Origin of the sequence: Flavobacterium sp. UBA6195 (assembly GCF_002422095.1) — a bacterium.
Classification (GTDB): Bacteria; Bacteroidota; Bacteroidia; order Flavobacteriales; family Flavobacteriaceae; genus Flavobacterium.
Map to the genome: position 1 here is coordinate 1 of NZ_DITB01000124.1, position 13,453 is coordinate 13,453.

Annotated in this window: 13 protein-coding genes and 1 pseudogene; 2 read left to right on the plus strand and 12 right to left on the minus strand. The window is 31.6% G+C overall.

The genetic code is table 11. The features are described from left to right. Nucleotides 1-351, plus strand: a pseudogene (locus B4I81_RS10925) (translational GTPase TypA); the annotation flags it as partial. Between the two features lie 45 nt (nucleotides 352-396). After that, a complete protein-coding gene (locus B4I81_RS10930; RefSeq protein WP_291110588.1) occupies nucleotides 397-831 on the plus strand; it encodes a hypothetical protein in 435 nt (144 codons plus the stop codon). Nucleotides 832-873: 42 nt separating this feature from the next. Here B4I81_RS10930 and B4I81_RS10935 read toward each other — a convergent pair whose 3' ends face one another. From B4I81_RS10935 to B4I81_RS10990, 12 genes are all read right to left on the minus strand, one after another. Next, nucleotides 874-1,884, minus strand: a complete 1,011-nt coding sequence (locus tag B4I81_RS10935; protein ID WP_291110589.1) for a peptidylprolyl isomerase — start codon at nucleotides 1,882-1,884, stop codon at nucleotides 874-876. 1 nt (nucleotide 1,885) lies between these two features. Continuing rightward, on the minus strand, nucleotides 1,886-2,980 hold the full coding sequence (locus tag B4I81_RS10940; protein WP_291110590.1) for a peptidylprolyl isomerase: 1,095 nt from the start codon (nucleotides 2,978-2,980) through the stop codon (nucleotides 1,886-1,888). Nucleotides 2,981-2,986: 6 nt separating this feature from the next. After that, nucleotides 2,987-3,544 (minus strand): gliding motility-associated peptidyl-prolyl isomerase GldI, encoded by a 558-nt coding sequence (gene gldI / locus B4I81_RS10945; protein ID WP_291110591.1) that lies wholly within the window; start codon nucleotides 3,542-3,544, stop codon nucleotides 2,987-2,989. Between the two features lie 5 nt (nucleotides 3,545-3,549). Continuing rightward, a complete protein-coding gene (locus tag B4I81_RS10950; protein WP_291110592.1) occupies nucleotides 3,550-4,560 on the minus strand; it encodes a DHH family phosphoesterase in 1,011 nt (336 codons plus the stop codon). A gap of 44 nt (nucleotides 4,561-4,604) precedes the next feature. After that, a complete protein-coding gene (locus tag B4I81_RS10955) occupies nucleotides 4,605-6,626 on the minus strand; it encodes a T9SS type B sorting domain-containing protein (protein ID WP_291110593.1) in 2,022 nt (673 codons plus the stop codon). A gap of 16 nt (nucleotides 6,627-6,642) precedes the next feature. Continuing rightward, nucleotides 6,643-7,494, minus strand: a complete 852-nt coding sequence (locus B4I81_RS10960) for an ABC transporter permease (protein WP_291110594.1) — start codon at nucleotides 7,492-7,494, stop codon at nucleotides 6,643-6,645. A gap of 7 nt (nucleotides 7,495-7,501) precedes the next feature. Beyond that, nucleotides 7,502-8,398: an ABC transporter ATP-binding protein gene (locus B4I81_RS10965; RefSeq protein WP_291110595.1), complete on the minus strand. Its 897-nt coding sequence runs from the start codon at nucleotides 8,396-8,398 to the stop codon at nucleotides 7,502-7,504. A 246-nt stretch (nucleotides 8,399-8,644) separates the two neighbouring features. After that, on the minus strand, nucleotides 8,645-9,955 hold the full coding sequence (locus B4I81_RS10970; protein WP_291110596.1) for an ABC1 kinase family protein: 1,311 nt from the start codon (nucleotides 9,953-9,955) through the stop codon (nucleotides 8,645-8,647). A gap of 11 nt (nucleotides 9,956-9,966) precedes the next feature. Continuing rightward, nucleotides 9,967-10,626, minus strand: a complete 660-nt coding sequence (locus B4I81_RS10975; protein WP_291110597.1) for a TetR/AcrR family transcriptional regulator — start codon at nucleotides 10,624-10,626, stop codon at nucleotides 9,967-9,969. Between the two features lie 142 nt (nucleotides 10,627-10,768). Next, the gene (locus B4I81_RS10980) at nucleotides 10,769-11,827 is read right to left on the minus strand and encodes a nucleoid-associated protein (RefSeq protein WP_291110598.1); all 1,059 of its coding nucleotides are present in this window, start codon (nucleotides 11,825-11,827) and stop codon (nucleotides 10,769-10,771) included. Between the two features lie 101 nt (nucleotides 11,828-11,928). Further along, nucleotides 11,929-12,480: an IS1096 element passenger TnpR family protein gene (locus tag B4I81_RS10985; RefSeq protein WP_291110599.1), complete on the minus strand. Its 552-nt coding sequence runs from the start codon at nucleotides 12,478-12,480 to the stop codon at nucleotides 11,929-11,931. An 81-nt stretch (nucleotides 12,481-12,561) separates the two neighbouring features. Next, on the minus strand, nucleotides 12,562-13,449 hold the full coding sequence (locus B4I81_RS10990; RefSeq protein ID WP_291110600.1) for a tetratricopeptide repeat protein: 888 nt from the start codon (nucleotides 13,447-13,449) through the stop codon (nucleotides 12,562-12,564). Between the last annotated feature and the right edge of the window lie 4 nt (nucleotides 13,450-13,453).

Genomic DNA, 13,453 nt, shown 5'->3' on the forward strand with positions numbered 1-13,453 from the left:
TTAATTTCTATGGAAAACGGAAAAGCAATTCCTTATTCTATTGATAAATTACAAGACAGAGGTAAATTCTTCGTTGACCCGAATGAAGATATCTACGAAGGTCAGGTAATTGGTGAAAATTCACGTGGAGATGATATGGTGGTGAATGTAACTAAAACAAAAAAATTAACAAACGTACGTTCTTCTGGAAATGATGATAAAGCAAGAATTATTCCTGCAATCAAATTCTCATTAGAAGAAGCATTAGAGTACATTCAAAAAGATGAGTATGTAGAAGTAACTCCAAAATCGTTACGTTTACGTAAAATCTATTTGAATGAAAACGATAGAAAACGTTTCAAAATAGCATAATTTTTAAATCCCGATGAAAGTCGGGATTTTTTAGCATTATATAGAATGGAAATAAAATTAAAATATGGAATTGACAATTTGCTTTTTGGAATGAAAGAGCATGATGTAATTAAAATTTTGGGTAAACCTGATTCAAGTTACAAAGATGAAGACGAAAATGTTGTTTTCATATACAATTCAAGAAAGTTACGTTTAACTTTTTACAAAGAAGAAGACTTTAGATTAGGTTATATGACGACTTCTAATTCAATGGTGAAGTTGTTCAACACTTCTTTAATTGGTAAAAATTGGAGTGAAGTATATCCAATTTTGGAGAAGAATAAAGTTAAATACTTTGAGTCAGATACTTCCGAAGGAATATTAAGTTATTTTAACGAAGAAAACTGGTTGTTTTTTCACCTAGATTATAATGAAATAGTTAAGATTGAACTTGGTGCAGTTTTCAAAGAAAAAGAAGATGATTTCGATTGGAAATTTTAATAGCAATAAATAAGCCGCTAAATTATTTTAGCGGCTTATTTATTATTGATTGATTTTAATTAATTCAACTTCAAAAATTAAATCTGTATTTGGAGGTATAACACCACCTGCGCCTCTTTCGCCGTATGCTAAATTTGAAGGGATATAAAATTTATATTTTGAACCTTCTGACATTAATTGAACGCCTTCTGTCCAACCTTTGATTACTTGGTTCAAACCAAAATCAATTGTTTCACCTCTTTGTACACTACTATCAAAAACTTTTCCGTCTAAGAACATTCCAGTGTAGTGTACTTTAACGTTACTAGTTGCAACTGGTTTATTACCTGTTCCTTCTTGTAAAACGATATATTTTAAACCGCTAGGAGTTGTGGCAGCATTAGCAAATTCTTTTAAAGCTTTTTCTTTTGCTTCTTTTTGTTTTTCAGCAGCCAATTTTTCTTCAACTTCTTTTTTTACAAAGTAATCAGCAAAAGTTTTTTCAGCATTGAATTTTTTAGCTTCTTTGCCCACTCTGATGATTTTTATAGAAGTAATCACGTCATTTTGGGCAACTTTGTCAACTACTTCTTGGCCGCTTATTACATGACCAAAAACAGTATGTTTGCCATCTAGCCAAGGTGTAGCTTTATGGGTAATAAAAAATTGACTTCCATTTGTAGCTGGTCCTGCATTAGCCATTGATAAAATTCCTTTACCTGAATGCTTTAAATCAGCAACAATTTCATCTTCAAATTTATATCCTGGTCCAGCAGTACCTGTACCTTCTGGGCAACCACCTTGAATCATAAAGTCAGCAATAACTCTATGAAATTTTAATCCATTATAGAATGGTTTTCCTTTAAATTTTGCATCTGCTTTTGGATTTTTGCCTTCTGCAAGCGAAATAAAGTTAGCAACTGTAATAGGTGTTTTTTTGTATTCTAAAGTTGCAACAATTTTTCCTTTTGATGTATTAAATTCAGCAAAAATTCCTTCTTGTGTTTTATTTTGTGCTATACTGAGTGTGGTGTAGCTAATTATTAGTACTAATAAATTAGAAATTTTTTTCATTTTATTTGTTATTTAATGGTTTAAATTCTAAGAGTTCAATTTCAAATACAATATTTGCGTTAGGAGGAATAACATCACCAGCACCTTCTTGACCATATCCTAATTCTGATGGAATAAATAGCATTAATTTGTCTCCAAAATTCATCATGTTAATTCCTTCAATAAAACCGGGTATAAATTGCAAATTACCTATTGTTGATGGAATTGGAGTATAACCGCCTTGCTGTGCTCTTTGAATATTATATTTGCCAAATAATTTCGCAATATCTTCATAGCTTGTGTCAAAAAGCTGACCATTTTCTAAAAATCCAGCATAGTTTATGTTAACTTGTGTTCCGTTTGAAGGTTTATTATTACTACCTTTTTTAATGATTTTGTAAATTAAACCTGATTTTGTTTTTGTACCGGATGTTTTTAGTATGGTAATTTCTTTTGCTTTTTCTTCAATGATTTGTTTTGCTTTTTCTTCAGCTTCAATAATTTCTTTTTCTACTAAAGCATAGTAATTTTTAAATATTTTTACTGCATCAAATTTCTTTGCATTATTTCCAATTCTAATTATTTGGATTTTTTCAATTAAATCGTCAGATTCAATTGCATTTACGATTTCTATACCTTCAACGACTTCACCAAAAACAGTATGTAAATTATCTAACCAAGGTGTTTCTTTGTGAGTTATGAAAAATTGGCTACCATTGGTACTTGGACCAGCATTTGCCATTGATAAAATTCCTGCTTTAGAATGTTTTAAATCGGGATGAAATTCGTCTTTGAATTTATAACCAGGACCACCAGAACCATCTCCGTTTGGATCGCCACCTTGAATCATGAAATCAGCAATAACTCGATGAAATTTCAATCCGTCGTAAAAAGGTTTGCCTTTAAATTCTTCGCTAACAAATGGATTTTTACCTTCGGCTAATGTTACGAAATTGGCAACAGTATTGGGAACTTTTTCAAATTCTAATTTTACGACTATACTTCCTTTTGAAGTTTCGATATTAGCATATAATCCTTCTTGCAGGTTGTCGTATGATTTAGTGCATGAAGCAAATAGTGTAACAAAACTTAGTAGTAAAAGGGCTTTAATTTTCATTTGGGATTATTTTTTAGTTTGTGGATCTAATTTAATATCGTTTAAACTTACTGTACAAATTAAGGGTTCGTTAGAACCAATTTTTTTGTCATCTCCATGATAACCGTATGCCATGTGTGATGGAAATAAGAATGTAACAGTTTCTCCTTTTTTCATTAATTTAATTCCATCACGTAATCCCATCATAATGTTTTCTTTGTCTACATAATAAACTTGAGGTTTTGTATCGGCAATTGTGTAAATGATTCTGCTTTTTAAATCTTTGATTTCATAATCAAAAAAAGCAATATCACCTCTTTTTGGTGTAGGCGAAATTTCTTCAATTTTAGTTTCGTATTTGTACCAGTATCCTTTATTTGAAGCAATATATGATTTTAGTGAATCATTTTTAATTATTTCAGCTATTAAATCTTCTTCGTCTGCAATTAAAATTTTATTACGCTCTATAGATTCTTTTATAAAAGTTCCAGAAGAGTGCGTTATTGGTTTTCTAGCTTGTTGTTGTTGCGAACAACTAGCTATTAAAATGATTGCACCAAAAAGGAATAAATTTTGAATTTTCATTTTCGTTAATTTTTTTCTTTTGCTAAAATAGCAATAAATTGTTGTACCGTATCTTCAAGGGAGGAAAAAGATTTTCCTCCAGCCGCATTAATATGCCCTCCACCATTAAAGTGATTTCTTGCAAATTGATTCACATCGAAATCACCTTGAGAACGGAATGAAATTTTAATAATTCCTTCTTCTTTATGTTCAATAAAAATGGCTGTAAAATCAATTCCTTTTATGCTTAAACCGTAATTTACAATTCCTTCTGTATCTCCTTTTTGATGACCAAATTCATTTAGTTCATCTTGAGTTAAGGTAATGTATGTTGTTTTGAATTCAGGAAGTATTTTTAAGTTCTGAAGTGCCTTTCCTAATAATAATAAACGATTGTAAGAAGAGTTATCAAAAAGTAGATTGTGAATTTCACTATTGTTTATGCCTTTATCAATTAAATCTGCGACACATTTGTGTGTTTTACTGGTTGTTTTAGGAAATCTAAAACTTCCAGAATCAGTAACAATTCCAGTATATAAACATGTTGCAACTGTTTTGTTGATTAGGTTTTCAAAACCTAATTGGTAAATAAAATCATATACCATTTCACAAGTTGAGCCATAAGTAGTATCTGAAAAAGTATAAGTAGCATATCCATCTGGAGCTTGATGATGGTCTATCATCACACTTGGAACTGTTAGCGTTTTTAGTGCATTTTCCATTTGGTCACCAGTTCGATGCAAAGCGTTAAAATCTAATGTAAAAAGTAATTCTGTTTTTTCTAAAATAGCTTTGCAAGTGTCAAAACTACGTTCAAAAATAATGACTTTTTCGCTTTCAGGTAGCCAAGCTAAGAATTCTGGAAATTCATTTGGAGCCATTACAATTACTTCATGTTGTAATTGTTTTAATGTGTGATATAAGCCCAAAGTTGAACCCATAGCATCTCCATCTGGATTTCTATGTGGCACAATTGTAATTTTTTTTGGTGTAGCTAAAAGTAATTTTATAGCTTCAATTTCGTGTATTTGCATCATACTGCGAATATATTATTTTGTAAGCTATTCTGCAATTATTATGCCTAACGTTTTAATGTAAAATGCCCTTTGATGGTTTTTCCGTTTGTTAATTCCAATGTGAACCAATAATCATTTGAAGGTAAATTACTTCCATTAAATGTTCCATCCCAAGCCTCTGTATTAGCATTATACTGTTTTATTAATTTTCCATATCGATCAAAAATACTAATTGTACTATTTTGTAAATTTCTTTTTCTTAAATTTTTGATATACCAAGTATCATTATAATTATCGCCATTAGGAGTAAAGTATTTTGGATAATCTAAAATGTAAAATGTTCTTTTAGCAACACCACATTTTTTTTTATCGTTAACATAAACGGTGTATTCGCCCTCTAATAAATTGGTGAATATATTAGAATCTTGATAATTAATGTCGTCTAGTGAAAATTCATAATTACCTAAACTAGAGGCTGAAATTTGAATAGTAGCTGAGTTGTTTTCTTGAAAATCGTTAATGATTATATCTTCAATCGTTGCAATTCCAGAAGCTTCAACTGTAAATGTTTTTGTTTTGGAGCAATTAAATGAGTTTGTTACCGTAACTTCATAACTTCCGCCAGAATTTACGGTTATTTGTTGGGTAAATTGAGGTGGATCTGTATTCCACTCATAAGAGGTAAAACCGCTTCCAGCATCTAAATTTAATATAGAATTTTCACAAAGGCCAATAGTCTCATCCGCTAAAATAGTATCAAATGTATTTACTACTAAATTCACAGGATAATCTGAATAACAACCTTGAATATTCATGATTCTAGCATAAATGGTTTGATTGTTTGGAATTGTATTGGTATAATTTGTTGGTAAAGCTGTTGTGCTTGTAGGTATTTCAAAAAATGAAATGTTATAATCTGTAGGAAGGTTTGTGAATAATTGATTTTTGATAACATCTAAATCAAAAACTGTTTTTCCATCTTGATTAGTATCAGCATCACATTCTGTAAATAAATCTTGATTGATTACTAATGATTCTGCGTATTCGATTTTAAGTGTATTGGAAGGAGGAGAACACGTGGTGCCATAAAAAATGTTTACCGTATAATCTCCTGCAGATGTAATAGTGTAAGTAGGATTAGTTGCGCCAGGTATTGTGTTTGTGTTTCTAAACCATTGGTATCCAGTTGCTCCAGCTTGAGTAGCATCAACAGTTAATGTTTCGCTAGGACAAAGTGGATTACCTGTTGCAATTAAGCGATCGTCACCTAAATCGATTCCGAAATTAAAACTTCCACCACCAAGAAAAATAGCCGAATCAAAACGATAATTTCCTTCGTCGGCAATAACTAATTTAATGTGATAGGTTTCTCCTGGAATAACATCAGACTCTGCTTTCAAAATTTTGGTTTGACCATTAAAATTAGTGGGATGGTTCGTGTCATTGAAAGCATCAAAATAGGCTTGATTGGCTGGTGGACAAATCGTTCCAGAGCCTCTCACAGTATTCACTTTTACAGGAATATTGGTACCTGGAACCACTGCTAAATTTTGATAATTTGTCTCTCCGTTTCTTTTTAATAAAAATGCAAATCCATCAGTATAGTTACATTGATTAGAAGATGGATTTGTTAGGTATTGTTCGGATGAAAAAATATAATCAAAACTAATTCTGTTTCCTAAAGGAATAAAATCAAATTCTAAAATAGTAGCATTAAAAGTATTGCTTAATCCTAAAGCATCATTTAAATCAGAGTCACCATTCCAACCTATGCCACCACCGTCATCAGAAAGATAAATATTAGGTCCGGGAGCATTATTGATTTTTCCTGTGGAAAGAATAATACCATTTTGAAAAGGAAATGTAGTTCCTGTAGCATCAAAATAGCCAAAACTTTTTTCGCCTGAAGCAAAATTTCCTCCAGAAACACTCACATTAAAAACGTTAGCACAAGGGCTGTTGATTAAAATATCTTCAACTAAATCTTGTGGGGTGTAACTTTCATCAACCGAAATATTTTGAGCGTTTCCAAATTGGATTCCAAGCCCAAAAACCAAACAGAAAATGATATATTTTAATCTACTCATATCATCTGCAAAGATACTACAAATCGCGCTTTTTAAGAATGTAATAAGATGTTAAAATAAATATAAAAGTCCAGACTAAAACAATGCTAATTTGTGAGAAATGAATGCTGTAATCTTTAGCGGTTTGAGCACCTCCAACTGCATTTTCAATTGTTTTAATTGCGCTTAATCGAGTAATAGGTTCTTTGATTAAATTACTCATTGATTCTATTGGAAAATATTGAATAATTGTATCTCCAAAGTTTTTATGTTTATCATCACCACCTAAAATTACAAATTTTAATAACCAATAAAAGATGTTTTCACCTACGAACCAAACGAACAAGAACCCCAAAGCAAAAGCACTTCGCTTTACTAAAATTCCTAAGAACAAACAGAAGGAGAAAAAAGCAAAAAGTTTGATAAAAAAAGCTAATAAATATTCTAAATCACTGAAAACGATTGATAACTCATTGTATGATGAGAAGGAATAACCTAGAATTAAAGACATTATGAAAACAAAAATTGTTGAAGCAGCAGCAAAAGAGCCAACAACTAAAAACTTAGAAAATATAAATTCTTTTTTGCTTAATCCGTCAATGAGATTTTGTTTTAGCGTTCCGTAAGTGTATTCATTTGCCATCATAGAAACAATTACAATGGCTAAAAATATCTTGAAAAATGCCGCAACATAAGTGTTAAAATGCCAAATATAGGGAAAGTTGAAAATCCCTTGGTCAGCAATTCTAATCTCGAAAGTTCCAATACTAAATTTTATTGAGGCAATTAAGGCAATGAAACTTAGTAAAATAAAATAGGTTAATAATAAAACACGACTGGCTTTGTTTTTCCAAATTTTTTGAAATTCTATAGAAAGTAATCTTTTCATCAGATGGTTAGTTTTTTGTTAATTCAAGGAATTGTTCTTCAAGGCTGTTTTTTCTTTTTACCAAATGTTCTAAGACAATGTTTTGCTCAAATAAATACGAATTCAAATCTTGAGCGGCAATGTCTTGTTTTAGATAAACCATTAGTTTTCCATCTTCTTCAATAGTGTTTTCTATAAAAGAATGTTGGTCTAAAACGGTTTTTAATCGAATAATATCATTTGATTTTAGTTCAAAGAAACTGTTGTTTTCAATCATGTTGTGCACGGTTCCTTGATACAACATTTCGCCTTTTCGTAAAACTACCACATGACTACACACTTTTTCCACTTCGTCTAACAAATGTGAAGCCAATAAAATGGTTGTTCCTTGTGATGCAATTACTTTTATAATATCTCGAATTTGACGAATTCCTTGCGGATCTAAACCGTTTGTTGGTTCATCTAAGATTAGGATTTCTGGGTCGTTTAATAGGGCAGAAGCAATGGCTAAACGTTGTTTCATTCCTAACGAATAGGTTCTGAATTTGTCGTTTTTACGTTCTAAAAGCCCAACTAATTCTAACTTTTCATCCACTTTTGAAAATGGCGTTACTTTGATTTTACAAACCAATTCCAAATTTTCTTTAGCGGTCATATAAGGATAAAAGTTGGGTCTTTCGATGATGGCACCTACTTTTTTCAAGGCGTCATGCGTTGCAACTTTTCCGCCAAACCATTCAAAATCGCCTGAAGTTTTGTTGACAACATTTAATACAATTCCTAAAGTAGTAGATTTTCCTGAGCCGTTTGGACCTAAAATTCCGTAAACATTTCCTTTTTTGATTTCGAAAGAAACATTTTTAACGGCATGCAAGTGTTTATTGAAAATCTTGTTGAGATTCGAGATTTTTAAAATGGTTTCCAAGTTTGTTCGTTTTTTGATTTATAGATAAGACGAACGAATTTTAGTTTTGTTACGGATGAAAGTTTTTGTAACCAATCTTCAACAGAATTCGAATTTGCGTTAGGGATAGCAGCGGCATCCTTTTATGGAGCCTAAAGCGGAATAAAAGATATAGCGAATAGCCCGACCTTTATGGTAACGCCCCAAAAAAAAATCCCTAATCTTATGGCTCGATTAGGGATTTAAAGGTATTGCTTGGGGCAAAAGTTAATATTGAATAAAGTTGTTGATTTTAACTTTAGTTGCTTTTAAATCGTGCATTAAATTGTATAAACCAAAGAAAGTTCGGTTAATGTAAATAAAATGCTTCGAACCTCGATTTCCGTTCATGTTGCGTAATTCGGTATTTTTGGAATAGCGTTCACCTAAATCGGCAATTTGACCGAAAAATTCTTCGTCTGAAAAATCAAATTCTTCAACATGGAAAGGTCGTGCAAACAAACTTAATAATTCATGAAACATTTCGGTGAAGAATTCAATTTCTTCTTTCGTGTCTTCTTTTCTTAAAATTTCTAATTCGTATAATTTCGATTGGAAGAATTCTGGATTGTTCAAGTTTTCTTTTTTCGCTAATTCGAAATACGGTACATAAAAATCATTTGGAACTTCTTTGATACAACCAAAATCTAGAGCTACTAACTTTGTATCTTTAGTAATTAAGAAGTTTCCAGGATGTGGATCAGCATGGACTTTTCTCAAATTGTGCATTTGAAACATGTAAAAATCCCAAAGCGTTTGGCCTAAAATATTTGATTTCTCAGCATCAGTATTATGAGCGGTAAATTCTGATAAATGTTCGCCTGTCATCCAATCCATCGTAATGATTTTCTCTGATGACCAGTCTGGATAATACTTTGGAAAAACCAAATTTGGAATGTTTTTACAAGCTTCCGCCATTTCCATACTTTGTTTTACCTCGTTGATGTAATTGGTTTCTTCAATCAATTTGTCTTCAACTTCTTTGAAATATTTATCCGAATCTTTTCCTTTTATGTTGAACATTTTAATGGCAATAGGTTTCACTAAAGCCAAGTCCGAACTAATACTTTCTGCCACTCCTGGATATTGAATTTTCACAGCAAGTTTTTTCCCATCCTTGGTAGCTTGGTGCACTTGACCAATGCTAGCCGCGTTTATTGAAGTGGCATTGAAGGTATCGTATATTTCGTTTGGTTGCTTACCAAAGTAATTTTTAAAGGTTTTATTTACCAAAGGAGCAGACAACGGCGGAACCGAAAACTGCGCCAACGAGAATTTCTCCACGTAAGCTCTTGGTAAGATATTTTTATCCATACTTAACATTTGTGCGACTTTCAAAGCACTTCCTTTTAGTTGCTTTAAACTGTCGTAAATGTCGGCAGCGTTATTTTTGTTCAGCGATTCTTTTGCTTCTTCTTCGGTTTTGGTGATTTTATCTCCGTAATATTTGAGATAATTTACGCCCACTTTAGCTCCGGTTTGAATCAACTTAGAAGCACGTTGGATTTTTGATGTTGGGATACTATCGATTGTTTTCATATGGTTTTCGCTTACATTTTAAATGAGCCTCTTTCGTGCCACATGAATTTTCCAAAATCAATTAGACTTTTGAATGGAGTAGTATCCATCAAGTCAAAACTGGTATTGACAGATTTTTCAATGAAAATATCGGTTTTTTCAAATGAAATTGACGTATCTTCAATCCAAAACTTCAAAGTGAATAAGAATTGGAACCAAGCCATTTCGCTCATGGTTTTCTCTTGAATTTCGATTAACTTTTCTTGTTTTAAATCGATTTTTTCAATGTCTAAAGTGTCGTAAAATTGTTTGAAGCTTTTTCTTAATTCACTCAATTTTGACAAACTTTTCAATTTGTTTTTGTCTTCTTTCAATAACGCTACCACGAAACTTCTATTAGCAGTTAACATTTCGAAATAAGTGAAATAGAAACTCAACAATTGCGTGCGAGCATCGTAGGAAACGAATTCATCACTATTTCCTAATAATTCTAATGTATTATCGAATAGCGAAGTGAAAAAGTTTTGCTCAATTTGGTTAAAAGAAGCGTAATGTTTGTAAAATAAACCTTCCTCAAAACCAGCATGTTTGGCAAACAAATAAACCGATTGCGGTTGCTTGTTGTGTTCTAAGAAATAATCGATGTATAAACTTAAAATGCCTTCTTTGTTTATTTCTTTCTTTTTTGCCATGATTTTAAATATTTTTCTCAAAGGTACAGAATGTTTAATTTAAAATCAAAAAAGTTAAACAAAATATTTTGTTAAAGTTCTTTCAAAAAAAACCTCAATTACGAATTAGTGATTGAGGTTTAATAATTTGTATGTAAATACCTTACGATTTCTGTTCTTTATTAAAGTAAACCAAGTAGTAATACATTTGTTTTTCTTCGTCCCAACCTTTCTCTACGAATTTCTCCGCACTTTCTGGGTTGATGAAATCCAATTTGATTTGGATATTCGTATCCAATTGAATTGTGTTTTTTAAGGTACGACGTACATCCGTCACGGCAGCATTTGCAATTGGAAAACTTGAAACGTCTTCAATGCTGTATTTTGCACCTTTATCTACTTTGTAATTTTTGAATTCTGGAATGAATTCTGGATTTTGCATTACTTCGTTTAAGAAAGCCGTTTCTTCAAATTCATCATTTTTTGCAAAGTGATTAATAGCACGGTTCATGAACAACACTTCTTGTTGTTTGTCTTCGGCAGGTAAAACTACTTCTTTGGCAAACTCTTGACAGAATTTTAAGTATTTCTTCGTCATGAAGTTTTCGTCTTGAAACGCATCAACTGATAAGAAATGTTCTAACCAATAACGTGCATCATAACGGTTGCTATCTACAGTTAAAATTTTGTAGCCTTCTTCTTTTTTGTAATTGAAAATAATACAACCTTTGTCCAACTTATTCAAGTTGATTCCTTGTTGTAAAATCATTTCTAAGTTGTTTCCGTTTTCTTCGAATTGTAAGAAATCGGTTTGAACTTCACTTTTGAAAACTCCTATAGCATCTACTACATTATTATCAATTGAAACGTGTGTGAAATATGCAACATACACTTCTCCGTTTTTAATATGTGGATGATTTGATTGCTCAAAAAGGTGTTTCGTAATTTTTTTTGAAACGTTGTGAATTTCGCTAGGGTTATTGAAAACTTCTGTTGCAAAATTGTACATTTCGTTATATTCTAAATCTACTTCATGAGCAAACTGAAAGTAGTTTTCTTCTTTTTCTCTGAAAGGTTTAAAGAAAAATTCCTTCAACAAAGGCATGATTTCATCATTCAATCCGTATGGATTTTCAGATAAGAAAATAGCTTCGTTTCTACTTTTATTTCCTACTCTATGAATAGATAGGTTTTCGATATGTGCGTTAAATAAGTTGATCATTTTTATAGTTTGAGTTTTGCCCCTCCCAACCTCCCCAAAGGGGAGGAGTTAGAAACGTTGTGTTTTATTCCTCCTAAATTCCCCCTTTGGGGGCTAGGGGGCTAATTCCAATTTTCTTCAAATCCCATGTCTTCGAAGCTGTCATCGCCATCAAACATGTCGAAATCATCATCATCGAAATCGTCTTCAAAGTCACCATAGATATCTTCGTCTGATAAATCGCCTCTTAATCCACTTTGACCTGCTTCGGCTGGTAATTCGCCATGAGAAAATAATAAAGCTGGATACGTTTCACCGCCTTCTTTTTCTTCTTCAATTGCTGCTAATTCTAAGAAGAATGTCCACATGTTAAAGAAATCATACACATAGACCATTTTGGTATTGTCTTGGTGCATTAAATCCTCAATTTTGAAGTCTACCATAGTTTTCATTTCACCTGGAACTTCTCCAGTGTCAAACATTGGGATTTCGTCCTCTTCGTTCCAAGTCCAGTCGTCTTCACATGTAAAGAACGAACCTGTTTCAGTTCCATCAAAGCCAAAAGCGTTTACGATAGCATTGTGTAAATCTTCTAAGGTGTTGTCGCTTTCAATGGCAATATCTCTAAAAATATCTTCTTCGGCATCGAGAATTACTCGGAATTTGTAAATCATAATCTTTGAAATTTTAAGAACAGCAAAAGTAATTATTATTTATGAGAAACTTTTTTGCTTTTGCGATTTGTTGATAAGATTTTATTTTAGGTCGTTGATTTTTTTTCTAGCCATTTCCTTAGCTTGTTCATCACCAACCTTTTCAATTTTTTGATAATATTTTATAGCATTTTTTTTATCAGAAAGACGTTCGTAAATCAATCCGATATTACTCAGTACAATGGTATCATTTGGATTTATTTTCTCTGCTTTTAAATAAAGTTCTAACGCTTCATTATTTTTATTTTCAATTAAAAATGTCACGCCATAACTGGAAATTACATACAAATCATTAGGAAAAGTATCATACATCCTTTTTGCTACTTTTTTTAAATTTTCATCTGATTCGGCTTGGAAAAGCGTGTTTTGGTATCCTTGAATAGCATCAATAAAGAAGTTTTCAGGATCATCTAAAATTTTATCATTTGACCACAACCATTTGTGTTTGATTTTATTAGAGTGATCAATTGTATTTAGTATTTGGTTACTGAATAAATCAAATTTTTCAAATTCACCCAAGGTATGAATCTTTCCAAAACGTAAATCTAATCGATTCGGATATAATGAAATAGCTTTATCGATAATACTTTGTGAAATGGCGAATAACGAATCATTTTTAGAAACATAAGAATGCAGGTATCCTGATTTATTTCCTAAAGAATCAGTCAAAACCAATGCGTCCTGATTTTTTGTAGGCTCTTCTTTTGACAATTGAAGTAATTCTTGTTGTGATTCTCTGAAATAAAAATTAAAGGCTGCTATGAAATACTCCACATCATTTTTATTGCTTTTTTCCCATTTTTCAAGAATTTCTTTGACTTCTTTCGCATTATAATCCTCATTGTTGAATTTAGATTGAAATTGGTTTTTAAAATTTTGCCCAACTAATGTAATTGGTAAGATTAAAAGGAGTAAAATTACTTTGTTCATTTTT